Here is a 22,472-nt window from a genome sequence, read left to right as displayed (position 1 = left end):
ATGAATGGGGAGTTTTTGCAGGCGATAGAGCAGATATGCAAAGAAAAAGGCATCGAAAAAGAAACCCTTTTAGAAGCTATAGAAGCGGCATTAGTTTCTGCTTATAAAAAGAATTTTGGTACAGCTCAAAATGTTAGGGTTAATATGGACAGAGATACAGGGGCAATAAAGGTTTTTGCATTAAAAAATGTAGTGGAAGAAGTAGATGACGAATTTATGGAAATTTCGCTTCAAGATGCTATGAAAATTAGTCCAAACTATACACTTGATGACATGGTCGAGATAGAAGTAACGCCTAAAAATTTTGGTAGAATTGCGGCTCAAAATGCAAAACAAGTAGTTGTTCAACGAATACGAGAAGCAGAACGTATGATAGTATATGAGCAATATTTAGAAAAAGAAAACGAAGTAATATCAGGTATTGTACAAAGAATAGAAAAGAATAATATATTCATAGGATTAGATAGAACTGAAGGTATCTTACCTGCTAATGAGCAGATGCCAAATGAAGCATATCATGTTAATGATCGCATAAAGGTATATATAACTGAAGTAAGGAAAACTACAAAAGGGCCTCAAATAACTTTATCTAGAACACATCCCAATTTAGTTAAGAGATTATTTGAAATGGAAGTACCTGAAATAGTAAATGGACAGGTAATAATTAAGAGTATTGCAAGAGAGGCTGGCTCCCGCACTAAGATTGCAGTATTTTCTCCTAATAAAGATATTGATTGTGTGGGTGCATGCGTGGGTCAAAGGGGAATAAGAGTACAACAAGTAGTTGATGAACTGAATGGAGAAAAAATTGACATAATAAAATGGAACGATAATCCTAAGGAGTATATCGCAAATTCCTTAAGCCCAGCAAAAGTACTAGATGTAGTGGTAGATGAAGAAGATAAGGCTGCAAGAATTGTAGTGCCGGATAATCAATTATCATTGGCAATAGGGAAAGAAGGACAAAATGCTAGATTGGCTGCTAAGCTAACTGGTTGGAAAATTGATATAAAGAGTCAAAGCCAATACGAAAGCTATATTGATAATAAGGAACTCTAATTTTTTTGTTAAGGAGGGTATATTTTGAAGAAGAGAAAGGTTCCTTTGAGAATGTGTGTTGGATGTAGAGAAATGAAACCTAAAATGGATCTTATACGTATAGTAAAAAATCGTGAGGGTGATATTGATATTGATTTAAAAGGCAAGGCTCCAGGCAGAGGAGCTTATATATGTAATGATATTGAATGCCTTCACAAAGCCATAAAAAACAAATTGCTTGATAAAGCCCTTGATCATAAGATTGATAATGATGTATACAAGCGTTTAGAGGAGGTATTAATTGCAAACGGCGAAGGCAAAAAATAAATTTTTTAATATACTAGGGATTTGTTATGGTGCTGGTAAAATGACTACAGGAAGCTTTGCTGTTGAAAGAAGTATACGAAAACAAAAAGCCAACTTGGTCATAATTAGTAAGGAGGCTTCTGCTAATACTATAAAAAAGTTTAGTAATATGTGTAAAAACAGAAATATAAATTATATTATTATAGGAGATAAGCTAGAATTAGGTAGGGCTATCGGTAAAGAAGAGCAGACAATATTATCTCTTATGGATAATAACTTTATACGATTGCTATTGAAAGAAATTGAATTTTTAGATACGGGGGTGAGTAGTGAATGGCTAAAATAAAAGTATATTCTACAGCCAATGAAATACGTAAAAATTCAGAAGAACTTATGGATAAGATGAAGAGATTAAAAAAAGAAGTAAATGATCATGTTGTTCTTGTGAATAATCTTCATAAAGAATTAGAGCAGCAAGCTATGCAACCGAAAAGTGAAAAAACTATTAGTAAAAAGGATGATAAAAGGTTTAACAATGAAAACAAAAGTAACAAAACATCAAAACAAAACAATGGGAAAATTGAAGTGAATGAATCTTTAAGTAGCAAAGCTACTGCAAAAAAGGCTGTTAAAAATAATAATACTAAAAAGAAAAGAAATATTAATGCTTGGGAAGCTAGAGAAGAAGGACAGGGATTGAATAAGATTAAAACAAATAAATCAAAAAAGAAGAATAGTAGAACTGAACAACCTAAAAAAATAGAAAAAATACCTGAACGCAAAAAGGCTATAACTATAGGAGAAATCACTACTGTAAAGGAACTTTCTGAAACTGCAGGTATATCAGTAGCAGATATAATAAAGCAGTTGATGAACTTAGGTATCTTGGCGACTATAAACCAGGAAATAGATTTTGATATGGCTTCTCTAGTAGCTAGTCAGTTTAATATTACATTGGAAAAGAAAGTTACAAAAACTCACGAAGATGAATTAATCGATCAGATAAATGAGAGCGAAGAAAAAGGGCAGTTAGTAGAAAGGGCAGCTGTAGTTACTGTAATGGGTCATGTAGACCATGGAAAAACCTCTTTGCTTGATGCGATTAGAAAAACCAGTGTTACTAAACAAGAAGCAGGTGGTATTACACAACATATAGGTGCATATACTGTCAGTATAAAAGATAAATTTATTACATTCCTGGATACACCAGGACATGCGGCATTTACATCTATGAGAGCTAGAGGGGCTCAGGTAACGGATATAGCAATATTGGTAGTAGCTGCTGATGATGGTGTAATGCCTCAGACAATAGAGGCAATAAACCATGCAAAGGCTGCTAATGTTCCTATTATCGTAGCTATAAATAAGATTGATTCGCCAAATGCTAATCCGGAACGTATAAAACAGCAGCTATCTGAACATGGTTTATTGGTTGAAGAATGGGGAGGCGATGTAATCGCAGTTCCTGTTTCGGCGCTTAAAAAACAGGGTATAGACAATTTGTTAGAAATGGTTCTGTTGGTGGCTGAAATGCAGGAATTAAAAGCTAACCCCAAAACTCTAGCACGAGGGACTATAATTGAAGCACAGTTAGATAAGGGAAGGGGTCCAGTTGCTACGGTTCTTGTCCAAAATGGTACACTTAATATAGGAGATTCTATAGTAGCAGGTACAGCAAGTGGCAGGGTACGAGCTATGATAGATGATAAGGGAAGAAGGGTCAAAAAAGCAGGTCCTTCTCTGCCTGTTGAGGTATTGGGACTATCTGATGTGCCAGAGGCGGGAGATATATTATATGCAGTCCAGGACGAAAAGTTAGCAAAGCAAGTAGCCGATGAACGGAAGGAAAAATTAAAGGAAGATCAAATAAAATCTAGTGCAATAACATCATTGGATGATCTTTTTACTCAAATCAAAGAGGGAGAAATTAAAGAATTAAACATTATTATAAAAGCTGATGTTCAAGGTTCTTGTGAAGCAGTGCGTCAGGCATTAGAACGATTATCTAATGATGAGGTAAAAATAAAAACAATTCATCAGGGTGTAGGTGCTGTAACCGAATCTGATGTAATGCTTGCTAGAGCATCAAATGCAATCGTCATAGGATTTAATGTGAGACCTTCGAATGCTGCTATTGATTTAGCCGAGCAGGAAAAAGTGGATGTACGTTCGTATAGAGTTATATACGATGCAATACAGGATATTGAAAAGGCTATGAATGGTTTATTAGATCCTGAATATAAAGAAGTTATATTAGGGCATGCAGAAATTAGGGCAACGTTTAAAGTATCTGGTGTGGGTACTATAGCAGGTTGTTATGTCAGGGATGGAAAGATTACAAGAAATAGTAAAGTGCGTGTCCTAAGAGATGGTGTAGTTATACATGAAGGTGAATTGGCCTCATTGAAACGCTTTAAAGATGATGCCAAGGAAGTTTCTTCAGGTTATGAATGCGGGATGGGTATCCAAAACTTCAATGATATAAAAGAGGGAGATATCATCGAAGCTTTTATAAATCAAGAAATAAGAAAAGAGTAGGTGTTTAATATGGCTTATCATAGATCAGACAGGATAGCTGGTGAGATAAAAAAACAGGTTAGCAAAATTATAAATGATGATGTAAAAGATCCACGTATCTCAGAAATGTTATCCATAACAAGGGTAGAGGTCACAAGGGATATTAGGTATGCAAAGATATATGTAAGTGTATTAGGTGATGAAGAAGAAAAAAATGCTACCATTGAAGGTCTGGAAAATGCTAAAGGCTATATAAGGAATGAATTGGGGCATATACTAAAAATAAGGTATACACCTGAACTAAAATTTATACTGGATAATTCTATAGAGTATAGTATAGATATTGCTAAAAAACTGGCTGAATTAAAACAAGGGGATGAGTGAAATGGCAATACAGGAGATCATAGATACAATAAAAAGATACAATAAAGTAGCATTGGTTGCCCACATAAATCCTGATGGAGACACCACAGGGAGTTGTTTAGGACTAGCCAATACACTTTTGGATATGGGAAAAGAGATAAAATTGTATTGTCATGACTCTATTCCTACTAAATATGCCTTTGTTAAAAATGCTGACCTTTTTATAAAGCCTGAATCAAATACTCTTGATACCTTTGATATAGTAATGTTTTTAGATTGCAGTGATATTGGGCGTTTAGGCGATAGCAGTTGTCTTTTGGATAGATGTAAAATTTCCATAAATATAGATCATCATGTAAGCAATACTCAGTATTGTGATATGAATTTGGTAGATGAGAATGCCAGCTCTACTTGTGAAATGACATTTGATATTATACAAAAGCTAGTAGGTGGTATTTCTCAAAGCGTGGCTGAGGCCATATATATGGGTATATCCACAGATACAGGTAATTTTTCATTTAGTAATACTACTGCCAAAACCCATAATGTTGTAGGCAAATTAATAGATGCTGGAGTAGATGTAGATAAAATGTCTACTGTTTTATATAAAAACAATAGCTTTGAACGTATAAAATTATTGGCAGATGTGCTAAATACATTAGAGGTATATATAGATGGTAAGATAACCTGTATTTCTATTACCCAAGAGATGATAAATCGTGCAGGTGCAAAGGAAACAGAAGCTGAAGGTATGATTGGTTTTGCAAGGGATATAGCTGGGGTAGAACTAGCCATATTATTAAAAGAATCTGATTCCAATACTACAAAAGTAAGCCTAAGATCTAAAAATTATATAGATTGTAACAAACTAGCTCAAGAGTTTGGTGGTGGTGGGCATAAAAAGGCTGCGGGCTGTATTATATCTGAAAACATACAAAAATCTAAAGAATTATTGATTGCATCTGCCAGTCATTTATTTATATAATATAAAGTAATGATAGGATAAGAGTATGAATGGAATAATAAATGTTTTGAAACCACCAGGAATGACATCAAGTAACGTTGTTGTTTATTTAAGAAAATTATTAAAAGTGCCCAAGGTAGGTCATACTGGTACATTGGATCCTCAGGCAGTTGGAGTACTCCCAATATGTATAGGAAAGGCAACAAAACTCTCAGACTTTCTCATGAGTGATAGGAAAACCTATATAGGGGAGCTAACTCTAGGAGTAAAAACTGATACTTTGGATGTAGAAGGTAAGGTGATATCTTCTAAGCCTGTTAAGTGTAATATAGAAAACATAGAAGAGGCATTTAAGGTATTTTCCGGTGATATAGAGCAGATTCCTCCCGTATATTCGGCGATAAAGTATAAGGGTCAAAAACTTTATAAGCTCGCTAGAGAAGGCATAGAGGTATCCATGCCTCCTAGAGAGATTACTATTTATAAAAATGAAATAATAAAATATTATCCGCCTGATAAAGTTTTCTTTAAAGTGGAATGTTCAAAAGGTACATATATACGTTCATTATGTAGGGATATAGGTGATTACTTAGGTTGTGGTGCATATATGTCTTTTTTAATGCGTAGTCAGAGTGGATATTTTGATATTAGTCATTCGTATACATTAGATGAGATAGAAAAATATTACAAAAATGGAGCAATTGAATCTTTTCTGATTCCAATGGATCTTCCGCTTATAAAATTAAAAAGTATATATATATCATCGAAAGTATATAATAAACTGCTAAACGGCAATGCTGTTTATGTGGATTTTATTGATAATAAGCAGGACATTGTTTATAATGAGTATGTAAAGGTATATTGTAAAGGACAATTTATAGGTGTAGGGATTTTTAAGGATGATTGCCTAAAGATGAAGAATGTATTATTGTGAGGGAAAGATGAAAATCATTTTTAATAAGAATAACAGTGACACAAATGATGCAAATACGGCAGTTGCATTAGGAACTTTTGATGGTGTTCATTTAGGTCATAGAAGGCTTATTTATACTCTAAAGCAACTAAAAAAGCAGCAAGGGTGCTCAACGATGGTATATACATTTGCAAGGCATCCTATGGAAGTCATTGCGCCCAATGATGCTCCAAGTATATTAATGGATATGCAGCAAAGAATAAGGATATTTAACTCATTAGGGATAGATAGGCTTATTTTAAACGAATTTGACCTCAATTTTTCTTTAATAGAGCCGGAGAAATTTATAGATATATTGACTAATAATTACAATGTATCTTACATAGTTGTAGGATATAATTTCAAGTTTGGAAGTAAGGGTATTGGGGATGTGCATCTTCTTGAGCAGCTGTCTAATAAAAAAGGCTTTGAGCTTATAGTTGTGCCACCTGTTAGGATTAATGGTGATGTAGTGAGCAGTAGCTTTATCAGACAGCTAATAAGTGATGGTAGGGTAGGCTATGCAGCCAAGCTCCTAGGTATGCCTTATTCAATAGATGGATTTGTAACCCATGGATTTCAGAGAGGAAGAACTTTGGGATTTCCAACTGTTAATTTAAAGTTTAATTCAAAACGCGTTGTACCGGCCTTTGGTGTTTATCTTACTTTGGTTGATGTTGGACAATCTATGATGTGGGGGGTTACAAATGTAGGACGAAATCCCACGTTTAATGGGAAGAATATTCATATAGAAACTTATATAATGAATTATGAGGGCGATTTATACGATAAAAAAATAAGACTGTATTTTATAGATAAAATTCGTGAAGAACGGAAATTTAACGATAGGGAAGAGTTAAAAACACAAATCAATAAAGATGTAAAAATAGCTAAAAGGTGCATTTACAACTTTATTCAAATGTGTTACAATACTAAAGGTGAAATAAACTAAGTGAGAACCATTTTCTTGGTTTGGCGAAGCTCCGACGCTATACTATGAAAATGGGGTTTGCATTATTAAAGGGAGGTGACTATACTACGATGGATAAGACAAGAAAAGCAGAAATCATAGAAGAATTCAAAAGACATGAAGGGGATACAGGTTCTCCTGAGGTTCAAATAGCTTTACTTACTGATAGGATAAATCATTTGAATGAGCATCTTAAAACGCATAAAAATGATCACCATTCTAGACGTGGTCTTTTGATGATGGTTGGTAGACGTAGGGGCTTACTTAACTATTTAATGAAAACCGATATAGAAAGATATCGTGCTATTATCGAAAAGTTAAATTTAAGAAAATAAAAGAATGGAGCGGGGAAGCCCGCTCCATTCTTTTAGCCAATGTTTGGTTTGATTATTTGTACATTTTAATGGAGATAATATCAAATGAAAGTTTATATAGATAACACATGTAGTATAATAAAAATGAGGATAAAGTTATCTATAGAATCGGATAAACTATTATTTCCAATTCATATTTGGCTAATTATAAAAGGAGGTTATTTAGTGGAGCATAAAATTTATACAACAGAAATAGCCGGTGCAACTATTAAAGTAGAAGTAGGTAAATTAGCACCACAGGCTAATGGAGCATGTACTGTTCAATGTGGTGATACGGTAGTATTCGTATCAGCAACTGCATCTGAAGAGCCAAGGGAAGGTATAGATTTTTTCCCACTTAGCGTTGATTTTGAAGAAAAGTTATATGCAGTAGGGAGAATACCAGGTGGTTTTATAAAAAGGGAAGGTAAACCAACTGAAAAAGCTATACTTACCTCTAGATTGATAGACAGACCAATTAGACCGCTATTCCCTAAAGGTTTTCGGAATGATGTTCAGATAGTAGCAACAGCACTTTCTGTAGACCCCGATTATCCGCCGGATGTTTTTGCTATGCTAGGCTCATCAATAGCTCTTGGTATATCTGATATACCTTTTATGGGACCTACAGGTTCAGTACTAGTTGGTATGATAGGAGACGAATTTGTAATAAACCCCAAGAGCGATCAAAGGGAAGATAGTAAGCTCCATTTAATAGTATCTGGTACTAAGGATGCTGTTATGATGGTAGAAGCTGGGGCCAATGAAGTAACGGAAAAACAAATGTTAGATGCTATTATGTATGCCCATGAACACATAAAACAGCTAGTAGAATTTGAAGAGCAAATTATATCGGATGTAGGCAAACCAAAGGCTGATTTTCCATTGCATTTAATAGATGAGAATATGGAAAAACAAGTAAGAGAATATGCTACTGATAGAATTAAGGAAGCTTTACAGGAATTTGACAAGCAAGAGCGAGATGCAAAAATAAAGTTATTAAAAGAAGATGTAGTAGATCATTTCGCAGATGAATTTCCAGAAAAAGAAGCTGACATGGGAGAAATTATAGAAAAGATTGAAAAAGAGATTGTACGGTATAAAATATTGGATCAAGGCATAAGACCTGATGGAAGACAAATGACACAGGTTAGACCTATTACATGTGGAGTAAGTCTATTACCTAGAACTCATGGTTCTGGACTATTTCAACGGGGACTTACACAAGTTCTTACTACCTGTACCTTAGGTGCTTTAGGAGACGTACAAGTTTTGGATGGACTATGGGAAGATGAGTTTAAGAGGTATATACATCATTATAATTTTCCTCCCTATAGTGTTGGTGAAGCTAGGCCAATGCGTGGACCAGGTAGACGAGAAATAGGTCACGGAGCATTGGCGGAACGAGCATTAGAGCCCATGATACCTAATGAGGATGAATTCCCATATACTATAAGATTGGTTTCAGAGGTAATGAGCTCAAATGGCTCTACATCTCAGGCAAGTGTATGTGGTAGTACTTTGGCGTTATTGGATGCTGGTGTACCTATAAAAGCCCCTGTAGCTGGTGTAGCCATGGGACTTATTAAGGATACCGGGTCTGATAAAGTGGCTATTTTAACAGATATTCAAGGAATTGAAGACTTTTTTGGTGATATGGACTTTAAAGTGGCCGGTACAGAAAAAGGTATAACGGCCATACAGATGGATATAAAGATAAAAGGCATAGATAGAAATATACTTGAGCGGGCATTGGCACAAGCTAAGGAAGGTAGAATATTTATATTAAACAAGATGCTAGAGGTTATAGACAAACCTAGAGCAGAGCTATCCCCTTTTGCTCCAAAGATAATACGTACTACAATAGATCCTGATAAAATACGAGATGTTATAGGTGCTGGAGGCAAGGTTATCAAAAAGATTATAACGGAAACTGGAGCAAAGATTGATATTGAAGACGATGGTAAAGTATTTATATCATCTCCCGATGAAAAAGCAGCAGAAGCAGCATTAAAGATGATAGAGGATATTACTAGAGACGTCGAGGTAGGAGAAACCTATGTTGGTAAGGTAATGAGAACTACAAACTTTGGTGCATTTGTAGAAATATTACCTGGTAAAGAAGGATTGGTTCATATATCAAAATTGGCATATGAACATGTAGCTAAAGTAGAAGATGTTGTTAACGTAGGGGATGAAATTAATGTCAAGGTAACAGATATTGATGATCAGGGAAGGATTAACCTTTCTAGGAAAGCAACACTCCCGCCACCAGAAAAAAAGGAACAAGATGCCAATAAAATGGGTGATCGACCTCATCAAAAACCCTATAAACGGCGTATTAAAAAAGAATATGAGTAATAAAAAAACATAAACTATTTAATAGTTTATGTTTTTTTATTCATATCTTATAGCTCTCAGAATAGATATTAAATGAAATGATATTTTATTTGGAGGCTAGGAAATATGAAAATATTATATATACCGTTTAAAAAAAACGCTGTACCTAGTACAATAATTATTGTATTGCTTGTTGTTTTGTTCTTTTTTTTAGGATGGAATCAATCAATAGTAGTATTGAATAATATGTTTAAAAATCCTATTTATAAAGGAAATGAAAATATTTCAAAAGTTGCATTTGAATGCAATGTGGTATGGGGAACAGAATATATACCTGCAATGCTGGATATTTTCAAAGATAGAGATATAAATATTACTTTTTTTATCGGCGGAGAATGGGCTAAGGAAAATCCAGAGCTTATAACAAGGATGGTCTCAGAAGGTCATGAGATCGGAAATCATGGATATAGCCATAAGCACCATAGCAAATTAACCTTGGAACAAAATCTAAAAGAAATTAAGGATACGGAAAATATTATAAAGGAGATAACAGGTATTACGACTACCTTGTTTGCGCCACCCTATGGTGAGTTTGATGACATCACATTAAGGGCGGCTACGTCTTTGGGCTATAAAACCATAATGTGGAGTATAGATACTATAGATTGGAGAAGGGATGGAGTGAATAATATATTAGACAGAGTACTAAAAAATCCACATAATGGTGCATTTGTACTCATGCACCCTACTGAAGATACAATAAAAGCATTACCTGTTATGCTTGATAAGCTAAATGAAAAAGGTTATGATATATGCTGTATATCAGAACTATTAGAATAAGGGTGGGGTTTAATGTACGAAAAGGTTTATTTAAACAATGGGATATGTGTTGTATATGAAAAGATAGATTACTTTAAATCTGTATCTGTAGGTATATGGTTTAAAGCAGGATCAATGTATGAGGAAAAGAATGAGAATGGACTGTCGCATTTTATAGAACATATGCTTTTTAAAGGAACCACATCCCGTACTGCAAAAATGATTGCTCAAGAGATAGACGCGGTTGGTGGACAATTGAATGCTTTTACTGGAAAAGATTGCACCTGTTATTATTGCAGTGTTATATCTGAACATATTGATTTGGCTTTTAATATTTTATCTGATATGATATTACATTCTGTTTTTAGTCAGCCAGAAATTGATAGGGAAAAAGGCGTGATAAGCGAAGAAATTTCTATGTATGCTGATTCTCCAGAGGATGTAGTATATGATTTATTTGCTGAAAAGGTTTTTTCTAGCCATCCTCTAGGGCAACCTGTGTTGGGCAATCAATATAATATACAATCCTTTGATCGTCAGAGGATCTTAGATTTTTTCTATAAATATTATGCACCAAGTAATATGGTCGTATCAATTGCAGGGAATTTTAATGAGAAAAAATTATTTGAACTTATAGATTTATACTTTGGAAGGTGGGAAAATAGTGGCAATATAAAAATAGCTATGTCTAAGCCCCAATACAAAAATGGTGTGACATTCAGGTATAAAAGTATCGAACAGATGCACCTTTGTATGGGATATCCGGCACCTTCTCTAGGCGACGATATTATGTATCCACTTATGATATTTAATAATATATTAGGCGGTGGAACAAGTTCTAGATTATTTCAAAAGATTCGTGAAGATAGGGGGTTAGTTTATTCTATTTATTCTTATCCCGCTGCGTATACATGCGGTGGGATTTTTACGATATGTGCAAGTATGAATCTGTTGCAGACAAGCAAAGTAATCGAGCTCATATTTGATGAAATAGAAGATATTATAGCAAATGGTCTAACTGCCGAAGAATTAAAGATGAGCCAAGAACAACTTAAGGGCAATTATATTTTGGGAATGGAAAGTACTAGCAGTCATATGTCAGCTATTGGACGTTCCGAATTATTGCTAAATAGGGTGTTAACTTCACAGGAAATTTTACATAAAATCGATAATGTCTCTATAGATGATGTATTGGAGGTAATAGATAATATATTTGTGTCAAGTAAGGTTACAATAGCTATGGTGGGTAAAGATGATAAGGTTTTAAGAGAAATAGAAAAGATTGTGTAAAAGAAGGCATAGGCCTTCTTTTTTTGTTTTGATGATTAAATCTGCACTATAACTATGGAAATGTCATAATATGTACTAGAAATATGGGGGGGAGGATACAGGAGATGCAAGAAAAAATTACATTTTCATTTTTAGGCGGGGATATAAGGCAAAGAGAATGTGCAAGTATTATAGAATCAGAAGGTCATAAAGTTAAGACGTTTGGAATTGATAATATTTTAGGCAAAGATATAACCGTATATGACAAGCTAAATGAGACTTTTTTTAACTGCGATGTATTGATGCTTCCAATACCATATAAAAACAAAAAAGGTTTTATAAATATTATGGATGAAAAACATTCACTAGCATTAAATGATATTGAAGCATATTTAAAATCAGATATTAAAATTATACTAGGGAAGGCTGATAATGAATTTCGAAAGTATGTTGACAAATATGGCTTTGAATATTTTGACCTTTTACAGGATGAAGCCTTTGCCATATTAAATGCCATTCCATCTGCAGAAGGGGCAATACAACTGGCAATGGAATATTCTGATATTACATTACATGGGTCAAATGTATTGGTTTTAGGGTTTGGAAGATTAGGAAAAACATTGGCCAGAATGCTTAAGGGGATTGGTGCCAATGTGACAGTTGAAGCCAGAAAAAGCGAAGATCTGGCTTGGGTAGTTGAAAATGGATATAATGGGATACATCTCTCTAATTTAAATAATATACTATCAAAGCAGGATTTTATATTTAATACTATACCATTCCTTATATTGGACAGGAATAGACTAAAACAAATAAATACTCAAACAGTTATAATAGATTTGGCATCATATCCTGGAGGAATAGATTTTGAAGCTGCTAGAGAGCTTGGCATAAAAGCTAAACTAGAACTAGGCTTACCAGGGATTGTTGCCCCTAAAAGTGCAGCAAGGATAATATGGGAAATAACAAAAGAAGTATTAAAAATATAATAAATTTTGTGATATAATGTGGGGTGGTAGTTTTGGAACTATCAAATGTTAAGATAGGTTTTTGCATAACTGGCTCTTTTTGTACCTTTGATAAGGTAATACCGCAAATTGAACGACTTGTAAAAAGCGGGGCAGAGGTAATACCCATTTTTTCATATGCAGTATCGAATACTGATACCAGATTTACTACTGCCAGAGATTTTAGAGAGAAGATAGGGTGTATAACTGGTAATAATATAATAGATACAATAGTTGATGCAGAACCTATAGGACCTAAAAAATTGTTGGATATAGTAGTTATTGCACCATGCACCGGTAATACTTTGGCAAAACTCGCCAATGGAATTACTGATACACCGGTGCTTATGGCTACAAAAGCCCAGCTTAGAAATCAGAAACCGGTAGTGATTGCAATATCTACAAACGATGCTTTGGGTAACAATGCAAAAAATTTAGGTATAATAATAAATACGAAGAATATTTTTATGGTACCTTTTTATCAGGATGGCCCTGATTTTAAAGGTAATTCACTATTGGCTGATATGGATCAGTTGCCCAAAACAATCGATCTAGCATTACAAAAAAAACAGATTCAGCCTATAGTTATAAATGATAAAAGTGATTAATTACTGAGGATGCGGAGGTTGTATGATGAAAATAGTTGTCCAAAAATTTGGAGGCACTTCCATGGCCAAGCAGGATACTAGGTTAAAGGCTATAGAGAAAGTAATAAAGGCAAAAAGCAAAGGATATGCCCCCGTGGTAGTAGTATCTGCCATAGGTAGAAAGGGAGATCCTTATTCTACAGATACATTAATAGATTTTGCTCATAGCGTAAACTATTCCATACCTTCTAGAGAGCTTGACCTAATTATGTCATGTGGTGAAATTATATCAGCAGTGATTATGGCTAATACCCTTACTAGTAAAGGTTATCAAGCAATGGCTTTAACCGGATGGCAGGCGGGCATTGTTACTGATGACAATTTTGGAAATGCTGCTATTATGCATATAAAAACAGATAAAATTATCGATATATTAAATAGGGGATATATACCAGTTATAGCAGGATTTCAAGGCATTACCCAGGATGGAGATATTACTACTTTAGGTAGAGGGGGTAGTGATACAACTGCAGTAGTTATAGGCGAAGGATTATCCGCTGAGCTTGTAGAAATATATACGGATGTAGATGGTATTATGACTGCTGATCCTAGAATTGTGCCAGATGCTGTAGTATTAAATCAAATAAGTTACTCCGAGGTATTTCAGATTGCAGACCAGGGTGCTAAGGTTATACATCCACGTGCTGTAGAAATTGCAATGCGTAGTAATATTCCCATAGCAATAAAAAATACGATGAACGAAAAACCAGGAACAATTGTATCTGCCTGGTGTAAAAATAATGCTATTGAGGAATCCTATGATCCAGAATGCGTAATAACAAGCATTGCTCATATTACCAATAGAACACAAGTGACAATAGAAAAAGTCGATGATGAAAGTCAAAATAGAATTTTGTCACTATTAGCTGAAAATGATATAAGTATAGACCTTATAAATATATTTCCTGACAAGATGATATTTACAATAGACGGCAATGATACTAGTAAGGCTACGAAAATACTAGATGAAAATAGCTACAATTATAGTTTTATCATAAATTGCAGTAAAATATCAGCAGTTGGCAATCGTATGCGCGGTATTCCTGGAGTTATGGCTAAGATAATAAGTGCCCTTAGCAAATATGATATAAAAGTACTGCAGACAGCAGATTCCCATACAACAATATCATGTTTGGTCAGGGGGGAAGATACGGAAAAAGCCGTTACATCATTGCATATGGAATTTAATCTTTGCGAAAGATAAGCCGATTTAGGCTTATCTTTTTTATACTTTTAATGAAAGTTTTTGTTTGGGGCAATACTAAAGTTAATGCAAAATCTAGAGGAGGATATCAAATGAATCAAGATGCAAATACATCATTAAACAGCATAAAAGAAATGGGAACCGCAAGTTTACCCGTACTTAAACAAAACAATATACATTGTATTACTATAATTGGTCAAATAGAGGGACATATGGTATTGCCACCGCAAAATAAAACTACCAAGTACGAACATATAATACCTCAATTAATAGCAATAGAGCAGAGCAAGGATATAGAAGGATTAATTTTAATATTAAATACAGTAGGTGGAGATGTAGAAGCTGGTTTGGCAATTGCTGAGATGATAAGCACTATGTCAAAACCTACAGTCTCACTAGTATTGGGCGGCGGTCATAGTATAGGTGTACCGCTATCCGTGTGTACTGACTATTCTTTTATCGCATCTACAGCAAGTATGACCGTACATCCAATACGAATGAGTGGTTTGGTTATAGGCATTCCTCAAACATACGATTATCTAAACAAGATGCAGGAACGTATAGTTACATTTGTGACTAAGCATACAAGTATAACAAAAGAAGATTTTTATGCTCTTATGCTAAAAACTGGTGAATTGGCAGATGATGTTGGTACAGTTCTTGTAGGACAAGAAGCAGTTGATTGCGGCCTTATAAATGAAGTTGGTGGTATAGATCAGGCGATAAAAAAATTACAAAATCTAATGGAAAACAAGGAGGATAAATAAAATGATATATTCTATAATGCCACTTGAAATTATTTTAAAAAATGATGACTTGAAGGTAGATGGTCTTAGTGAGATAATAGAAGTGGAAGGTATAAAATTAGAGATAAAGAGTAATGAAAATGGACAGTATATAATAAATAGGATAATAAGTAGTGACCCCTTTGATTACTTAAATCCTAAATTTCAGCCAGGAAATACTATTGAAACTATATATCATTTAAAATGATATGGAATGATAAGGCAATAGGTGTTATAATTGTATAAGCATATTTTTTATGAGGGGGAATGTATAATTATTGGAATGGTTTGTGAGGTAGAATTGCATGGCTAAAAAGAAAAATAAATCACGAAATAAAAAAATAAAAAATGAAAGACGTATATACCATGAAGTTGTTGGTGTTTTGTTATTGGGACTGGGGTTTTTTGCTTTTTTAAGTATGTATACTGCTTCGGCAGGTATTGCAGGTAGTTATTTAAAAAAGGCTCTTATGGGCTTTTTTGGTATACTTGGATATATAATGCCCTTTGGTATTTGTATAATTGGTGCCCTGGTTATAGTAGCATATTATAAAAAAGTGAACAAAACAAAGCTTAGGCTCAGCATTTCATCACTTATATATATAATATGTATAATACATATTATATATTTAAAAAGATTTGATAGCAGTACATTTAGTGCATTTGTTATTTCATCCTATAATGTGGGTAAACAGGGAAAAGGGGCGGGACTAATCTTATCTCCTTTGGTTTATTGCCTATATAAGTTGTTGGGTATATGGGGAAGCTATATCTTTCTTGTGGTATTATTCATAATAGATCTCATTGTACTGGCCAATTTATCATTTAAAAAAGCTGTTAATTATGTGTGCGACAAGGTAGACTCCTATGACAGGAGTAAAAAAAAGCTTAAAAGACCATTTGTGGGAGAGAATATAATAATAGAGTCCCAAGAAGATTCACCCAGTTTGGAGCAAGTTACTCTGTTAAATGATATCCCCTGGCAAGGTCAAAATGTGAATTTAGATAATCATAATGCAGGAGAATCAATAGAACAGGATAAGGAATCATTATTGGATACTAAAAATACGATTGGCAAAGAAAAGATAAGAATCATAGATTTTGATGCAAAGAATCTTGATAAATCGGATAATCATGTATCTAAAACGGATAACAAGGGAGATCAAGTACTTAAAGATGAAGCTGTCCAGGGAGTAGAACTGATAGAATATAAATCACCTCCTTTATCTTTGTTAAAGTCACCGGGACGTAAGCGTAATGAATCGTCAAATGATAAGCAAATACTTGCAAATGCTAAAACATTGGAAGATACTCTAAATAGCTTTGGAGTTAAGGCTAAGGTATTGCAGGTGAGCAAAGGTCCTGTTATAACTCGTTATGAAATTCAACCGGCACCGGGAGTTAAGGTAAGTAAAATTGTCAACCTAGCCGATGATATATCATTAAATCTGGCGGCACCTAGTGTTAGAATTGAAGCGCCAATACCTGGGAAGGCAGCGGTAGGCGTAGAAGTTCCGAATAAACATGTTTCTCCGGTATTTATGAAAGAAGTACTGGAATCGGAAGAATTTAAATCCCATCCTTCAAACTTGGCGTTTGCATTAGGTAAGGATATAGCAGGTAAAGTTGTAATCGCTGATATAGCCAAAATGCCACATTTACTTATAGCAGGGGCTACTGGTTCTGGTAAAAGTGTATGTATAAATACAATGATTAACAGTATAATCTATAAATCAACTCCGGCTCAGGTAAGACTTATAATGATAGATCCTAAGGTAGTAGAGCTAAATAATTATAATGGTATTCCTCATCTTTTGATACCGGTAGTAACAGACCCTAAAAAGGCGGCAGGTGCCCTTAATTGGGCGGTGCAGGAGATGGTGTCACGGTATAAGATGTTTGCTGACAATGGGGTAAGAGATATAGATAGATTTAATGAATTAAAACAGAAGGAAAATGAAGAAACGCTTCCTCAAATTGTAGTTATAATAGACGAGTTAGCCGATTTGATGATGGTGGCGCCAAATGATGTGGAGGATGCCATATGTAGATTGGCACAAATGGCTAGGGCAGCAGGAATTCATCTTGTTATTGCTACACAAAGACCATCTGTTGATGTTATAACCGGAGTTATAAAGGCTAATATTCCATCGAGAATAGCCTTTGCTGTGTCTTCGCAGACTGATTCTAGGACTATTTTGGATATGGCGGGAGCTGAAAAGCTTTTAGGCAAGGGGGATATGCTTTTTTATCCTGTTGGTATTAATAAACCCGTAAGGGTACAGGGTGCATACATATCAGAAAAAGAAGTTGAAAACATAGTAGATTATATAAAAAATCATCATCAAACCCCAGAATATAATCAAGATATCATTGAAGAGATTGCTGTAGACAAGGATGATTCTAGTTTGCATGATGATTGTGATGAACTTTTACCACAGGCAATTGAGTTGGTAATAGATGCAGGACAGGCATCTATATCTATGTTACAACGTAGACTACGAGTAGGCTATGCCAGAGCTGCAAGATTAATAGATGAGATGGAAATTAGGGGGATAGTTAGTGGATTTGACGGGAGCAAACCTAGGAATGTATTAATAACTAGAGAAGAATTTGAAGAAAAATATAAGGTATAAATACGGGAAGGGGATTTTATTGATTCGAAATATAGGTATGGTGTCTTTGGGGTGTCCTAAAAATCAGGTAGATGCCGAAAATATGCTAGCCTTGCTATCAAAAGCAGGCTACCAGATAGTTAATAAATCTGAAGAGGCAGATGCAATAATAGTAAATACATGTGGATTTATAGGACCGGCTAAGGAAGAATCTATAGATGCCATTTTAGAACAGGCAAAATACAAAACAATAGGTAATTGTAAAGCACTTATAGTTACAGGGTGCCTAGCACAGCGCTATTCAAAGGCACTATATGAAGAAATACCTGAGATAGATGCTATTATAGGAACTGGTCATTATCAAGATATTGTCAATGTGATATCCCATTGCCTTACTGGAGAAAGAATGGTTGATATCAGCAATATTGACTGTAACATTGTACAAAATTTGCCTCGTATACTTACGACACCTCCCCATACGGCATATCTGAAAATAGCCGAGGGATGCAGTAATTTTTGTACATATTGTATTATACCTAAATTACGGGGCAAATATAGAAGCAGATCTATAGACAGCATAGTAGATGAGGCTAAATTGCTAGTAGACAATGGCGTACAGGAACTTATACTTATTGCTCAGGATGTTGCAGCTTTTGGAACGGACATGAAAAATGGTTCTCTAGTAGAATTGTTAAACAGGCTTTGTGATATATCTAACCTTAAATGGTTGAGACTCCTCTATTGCTACCCAGATCGTATTGACGATGATTTGCTAGACACAATAGCTATCCAACCTAAAATATGCAAATACTTGGATATCCCTATTCAACATATAAATCAGGATATCCTAAAACGTATGAATAGGCATGTTTCATCGGATAAAATAAAATCATTGTTGGATAGAATACATCAAAAAATTCCCGATGCGATTGTTAGAACATCTATTATAGTAGGATTTCCAGGGGAAACGGATGAACACTTTGATGAATTAATGCAGTTTATAAAACAGTATCCTTTTAACCGCATGGGAGTATTCTGCTATTCTCAAGAGGAAGGTACACCAGCGGCTAGATATGAGAACCAAGTTGACAATGAAACAAAAGTTAATCGTCAAAAACTCCTTATGATGGAACAGCGAAAAATATCGAAAAAATTAAATAGAAAAAGAGTGGGTCAAGTAGTGGATGTCTTAATAGAGGGTACTGACTCACCAAATGTATATTTTGGTCGCTCTTACGGTGAAGCACTGGGAATTGATGGACAGATATTTGTTATGAGCAATCGTGAACTTAGCAGGGGGGATTTTGTTAGTGTTAAGATATCAAAAGCATATGATTATGATTTATTGGGTGATGCCTTATGAATTTAGCAAATAAAATAACAATGATAAGAATATGTTTAATTCCAATATTTTTAATATGTCTTTGGAGTAGTTTTCCTTTTCATCAGTCTGTAGCAGCCGTGATATTTATTTTAGCTGCGGCTAGTGATGGTCTGGATGGTTATATTGCAAGGAGCAGGAACCAAATAACTAATTTTGGCAAATTTGTTGATCCTCTTGCGGATAAATTATTAATTACAGCAGCCTTAGTTGCCTTATGTGAAATGGGAAAAGTGCCAGCTTTAGCTGTAATTATCATACTGAGCCGCGAGTTTATCATAACTGGTTTTCGAACATTGGCTGCTTCTGAAGGGGTGGTAATAGCAGCTAGTTGGTGGGGAAAGAGCAAGACTGTTTCTCAAATAATTGCTATTGTAGCGATATTACTAGATAATGTTCCATTTAAATGGATTGGGGTACCTTTCGATAAAATTGCTCTGTATGTATCTGTTGTATTGACGATAATATCAGGGATAGACTATATTTATAAAAACAAACATTTGATATTACAAAATAGATAATGGGAGGCCTTTTTTATGAATGCAGAAATAATATCTGTAGGAAGTGAACTCTTGCTTGGACAAATAGTTAATACCGATGCACAATATATTGCACAAAAATTGGCTGAATTAGGTATAAACATGTACTACCAGACGGTGATAGGAGACAATAAAGAACGATTATTAAATGCATTGGCTACGGCATCTGCTAGGTCAGATTTAATTATTACTACAGGTGGTCTAGGGCCTACTATGGATGACTTGACTAAAGAAACATTATCTAATTACCTAGGGTTGGATTTAGAATTGGATCAGACTAGTTGGGATTTTATAAAGAAATATTTCAAAAAATTAAACAGACCTTTAACTGAAAATAATAAAAAACAGGCTTTGATGCCAAAAGGTGCTGTCATATTACCTAATCATTTTGGTACTGCACCAGGAGCAATAATTGAAAAATCGAGGAAGACCTTTGTAGTACTCCCAGGTCCACCAAATGAACTACAACCAATGTTTGATAGTTATGTTATTCCATATCTTTCAAAAGATAGTGAATATAAAATATATTCGAAGGTGCTACGTATCTTTGGTATAGGTGAATCATTAGTGGAAGAAAGAATAAAAGATATCCTTGTAAATCAGACTAATCCAACGATTGCACCACTTGCTAGTCAGGGTCAGGTAACTTTAAGAATAACGGTGAGATGCCGAAAAGATCAAAATCCATTAGAACTTGTAGAGCCTGTAGAACGGAAAATAAATGAAAGACTTGGCGATGCAATATATGGATCAAATGATGACACCCTTCAATCTGTTGTAGCAAGGTTACTACAGCAGAAACAAAAAAAGTTAGCGATTGCAGAATCTTGTACAGGGGGACTAATAGGAAGTAAGCTTATTGATGTGCCTGGAATATCAGAAAATTTTTTGGAAGGTTTCATAACCTATACTAATGATGCTAAGATCAAGCGCTTAGGGGTATCTAGGGCAACTCTTAAACAGTATGGTGCTGTAAGCAAACAAACGGCGAAAGAGATGGCGGAAGGTGTTCTAAAGGTATCAGATGCTGATGTAGGTATATCGGTAACAGGTATTGCAGGTCCCGGAGGAGGTTCCAAAGAAAAACCAGTGGGATTGGTATATATAGGTGTATCAGATCATGATAAAACTGAAGTGCATGAATACAAATTTAGTGGTCACAGAAACAAAATAAGAAATTTAGCTGCCAATACTGCTATTGATCTTCTTAGGAAGGCACTATTAAGCATGTAAATTCTACATGAATAGCTTACAAGGGAAGACTTAACTATTACTTGACCATATTTCATATTTTTTATATAATATACATAGAACTTATGTTCGAGAAAGGAAGGTATATATGGAAAAGGAAAAGGCGTTAGAAATTGCTCTAAACCAAATAGAAAAGCAGTTTGGTAAAGGATCTATTATGAAATTGGGAGAAGCACCCCATATGACTGTAGATACTATTCCTACTGGTGCATTGGACCTTGATATTGCATTGGGAGTAGGTGGCTTTCCAAGGGGCAGAGTAGTAGAGATATATGGACCTGAATCATCGGGTAAAACTACTGTAGCCTTACATGCTATTGCCGAAGCACAAAAATTAGGGGGAAATGCAGCCTTTGTTGATGCAGAACATGCCTTGGATCCTGTATATTCAAAAAATTTAGGTATTGATATAGACAACCTATTAGTTTCACAACCGGACACAGGCGAGCAGGCTCTAGAAATTACTGAGGCTTTGGTCCGTAGTGGAGCAATAGATATTATAGTAGTCGATTCAGTTGCAGCGTTGGTGCCAAGGGCAGAATTAGAGGGAGAAATGGGTGATTCCCATGTGGGATTGCAAGCAAGGCTTATGTCTCAAGCTCTTAGAAAACTATCAGGAGCAATAAATAAATCTCGTGCAGTTGCGATATTTATAAATCAATTAAGAGAAAAAGTAGGGGTAATGTTTGGAAATCCTGAAACTACACCAGGCGGGAGAGCATTAAAATTTTATTCATCTGTAAGGCTAGATGTGAGAAGAATAGAAACATTAAAACAAGGTAATGAAATGATAGGTAGTAGAACCAGAGTTAAGGTAGTAAAAAATAAAGTAGCACCTCCATTTAAAGTGGCAGAATTTGATATATTATATGGTGAAGGGATATCTAAAGAAGGTAGTATATTAGATTTAGCTGCATCTAAGGATATAGTAAATAAAAGTGGTGCATGGTATTCCTATGGTGATATACGCTTGGGCCAAGGACGTGAAAATGCCCGTCAATATTTAAAAGATAATCCAGAATTGGCTCTCGAATTAGAAAACAAGATAAGACAAGAATTTGATTTAGGAAATATAAAGCGCGAATCTAGTGATGATGAAACGGCAGAATAACTAACTTGACATATTATCTAAAACGCGATAAAATTAATGCA

General features: G+C 34.8%; 22 protein-coding genes. All 22 read left to right on the top strand.

Annotated features, from left to right (window positions below; all coding sequences use genetic code 11):
- The 22 genes from nusA (at nt 1) to recA (ending at nt 22,431) form a co-directional block, all read left to right on the top strand.
- Nucleotides 1-1,059, top strand: coding sequence for a transcription termination factor NusA (nusA, locus tag EJN67_RS03430; RefSeq protein ID WP_129722414.1), 1,059 nt, complete (start codon nt 1-3; stop codon nt 1,057-1,059).
- Nucleotides 1,060-1,083: 24 nt separating this feature from the next.
- A complete protein-coding gene (gene rnpM / locus EJN67_RS03425) occupies nt 1,084-1,365 on the top strand; it encodes an RNase P modulator RnpM (RefSeq protein ID WP_129722411.1) in 282 nt (93 codons plus the stop codon).
- A complete protein-coding gene (locus EJN67_RS03420; RefSeq protein ID WP_129722408.1) occupies nt 1,340-1,690 on the top strand; it encodes a L7Ae/L30e/S12e/Gadd45 family ribosomal protein in 351 nt (116 codons plus the stop codon). The genes rnpM and EJN67_RS03420 overlap by 26 nt, the downstream gene beginning before the upstream one ends.
- Entirely contained in the window at nt 1,678-3,882 is a 2,205-nt protein-coding gene (infB, locus tag EJN67_RS03415) for a translation initiation factor IF-2 (protein ID WP_129722405.1), read from the top strand. Before EJN67_RS03420 ends, infB begins: the two co-directional genes overlap by 13 nt.
- A 9-nt stretch (nt 3,883-3,891) precedes the next feature.
- Nucleotides 3,892-4,245: a 30S ribosome-binding factor RbfA gene (rbfA, locus tag EJN67_RS03410; protein ID WP_129722401.1), complete on the top strand. Its 354-nt coding sequence runs from the start codon at nt 3,892-3,894 to the stop codon at nt 4,243-4,245.
- 1 nt (nt 4,246) lies between these two features.
- Nucleotides 4,247-5,209, top strand: a complete 963-nt coding sequence (locus tag EJN67_RS03405; protein WP_165000706.1) for a DHH family phosphoesterase — start codon at nt 4,247-4,249, stop codon at nt 5,207-5,209.
- Between the two features lie 25 nt (nt 5,210-5,234).
- Entirely contained in the window at nt 5,235-6,122 is an 888-nt protein-coding gene (truB, locus tag EJN67_RS03400; protein ID WP_129722395.1) for a tRNA pseudouridine(55) synthase TruB, read from the top strand.
- Nucleotides 6,123-6,129: 7 nt separating this feature from the next.
- On the top strand, nt 6,130-7,092 hold the full coding sequence (locus tag EJN67_RS03395; protein WP_165000705.1) for a bifunctional riboflavin kinase/FAD synthetase: 963 nt from the start codon (nt 6,130-6,132) through the stop codon (nt 7,090-7,092).
- A gap of 89 nt (nt 7,093-7,181) precedes the next feature.
- Complete coding sequence (gene rpsO, locus EJN67_RS03390) at nt 7,182-7,445, top strand: 30S ribosomal protein S15 (protein WP_129722389.1); 264 nt, start codon at nt 7,182-7,184, stop codon at nt 7,443-7,445.
- A 204-nt stretch (nt 7,446-7,649) separates the two neighbouring features.
- The gene (locus EJN67_RS03385) at nt 7,650-9,824 is read left to right on the top strand and encodes a polyribonucleotide nucleotidyltransferase (protein ID WP_129722385.1); all 2,175 of its coding nucleotides are present in this window, start codon (nt 7,650-7,652) and stop codon (nt 9,822-9,824) included.
- Nucleotides 9,825-9,929: 105 nt separating this feature from the next.
- A complete protein-coding gene (locus tag EJN67_RS03380) occupies nt 9,930-10,643 on the top strand; it encodes a polysaccharide deacetylase family protein (RefSeq protein WP_129722383.1) in 714 nt (237 codons plus the stop codon).
- A gap of 12 nt (nt 10,644-10,655) precedes the next feature.
- Nucleotides 10,656-11,912, top strand: coding sequence for a M16 family metallopeptidase (locus EJN67_RS03375; protein WP_129722380.1), 1,257 nt, complete (start codon nt 10,656-10,658; stop codon nt 11,910-11,912).
- Between the two features lie 104 nt (nt 11,913-12,016).
- Nucleotides 12,017-12,880, top strand: a complete 864-nt coding sequence (gene dpsA / locus EJN67_RS03370; protein WP_165000704.1) for a dipicolinate synthase subunit DpsA — start codon at nt 12,017-12,019, stop codon at nt 12,878-12,880.
- A 32-nt stretch (nt 12,881-12,912) separates the two neighbouring features.
- Nucleotides 12,913-13,506, top strand: coding sequence for a dipicolinate synthase subunit B (locus EJN67_RS03365; protein WP_129722374.1), 594 nt, complete (start codon nt 12,913-12,915; stop codon nt 13,504-13,506).
- Between the two features lie 25 nt (nt 13,507-13,531).
- A complete protein-coding gene (gene dapG, locus EJN67_RS03360) occupies nt 13,532-14,749 on the top strand; it encodes an aspartate kinase (protein WP_129722371.1) in 1,218 nt (405 codons plus the stop codon).
- 92 nt (nt 14,750-14,841) lie between these two features.
- Nucleotides 14,842-15,516: a ClpP family protease gene (locus EJN67_RS03355; protein WP_207207954.1), complete on the top strand. Its 675-nt coding sequence runs from the start codon at nt 14,842-14,844 to the stop codon at nt 15,514-15,516.
- Nucleotide 15,517: 1 nt separating this feature from the next.
- Nucleotides 15,518-15,742 carry a YlzJ-like family protein gene (locus EJN67_RS03350; RefSeq protein WP_129722368.1) on the top strand — a complete coding sequence of 75 codons (225 nt, stop codon included), beginning with the start codon at nt 15,518-15,520 and terminating at the stop codon, nt 15,740-15,742.
- A 97-nt stretch (nt 15,743-15,839) separates the two neighbouring features.
- Complete coding sequence (locus EJN67_RS03345) at nt 15,840-18,170, top strand: FtsK/SpoIIIE family DNA translocase (RefSeq protein WP_129722366.1); 2,331 nt, start codon at nt 15,840-15,842, stop codon at nt 18,168-18,170.
- A 19-nt stretch (nt 18,171-18,189) separates the two neighbouring features.
- Complete coding sequence (gene rimO, locus EJN67_RS03340; RefSeq protein WP_129722364.1) at nt 18,190-19,512, top strand: 30S ribosomal protein S12 methylthiotransferase RimO; 1,323 nt, start codon at nt 18,190-18,192, stop codon at nt 19,510-19,512.
- Nucleotides 19,509-20,051, top strand: coding sequence for a CDP-diacylglycerol--glycerol-3-phosphate 3-phosphatidyltransferase (gene pgsA / locus EJN67_RS03335; protein ID WP_129722361.1), 543 nt, complete (start codon nt 19,509-19,511; stop codon nt 20,049-20,051). The genes rimO and pgsA overlap by 4 nt, the downstream gene beginning before the upstream one ends.
- 15 nt (nt 20,052-20,066) lie before the next feature.
- Nucleotides 20,067-21,302, top strand: coding sequence for a competence/damage-inducible protein A (locus EJN67_RS03330; protein WP_129722358.1), 1,236 nt, complete (start codon nt 20,067-20,069; stop codon nt 21,300-21,302).
- Between the two features lie 106 nt (nt 21,303-21,408).
- Nucleotides 21,409-22,431 carry a recombinase RecA gene (gene recA / locus EJN67_RS03325; RefSeq protein ID WP_129722355.1) on the top strand — a complete coding sequence of 341 codons (1,023 nt, stop codon included), beginning with the start codon at nt 21,409-21,411 and terminating at the stop codon, nt 22,429-22,431.
- Nucleotides 22,432-22,472 lie beyond the last annotated feature (41 nt).

The organism is Xylanivirga thermophila, assembly GCF_004138105.1.
Lineage (GTDB): Bacteria > Bacillota > Clostridia > Caldicoprobacterales > Xylanivirgaceae > Xylanivirga > Xylanivirga thermophila.
Note: the sequence above shows the minus strand (reverse complement) of the source record. Positions and strands in the feature narration are given on the sequence as shown.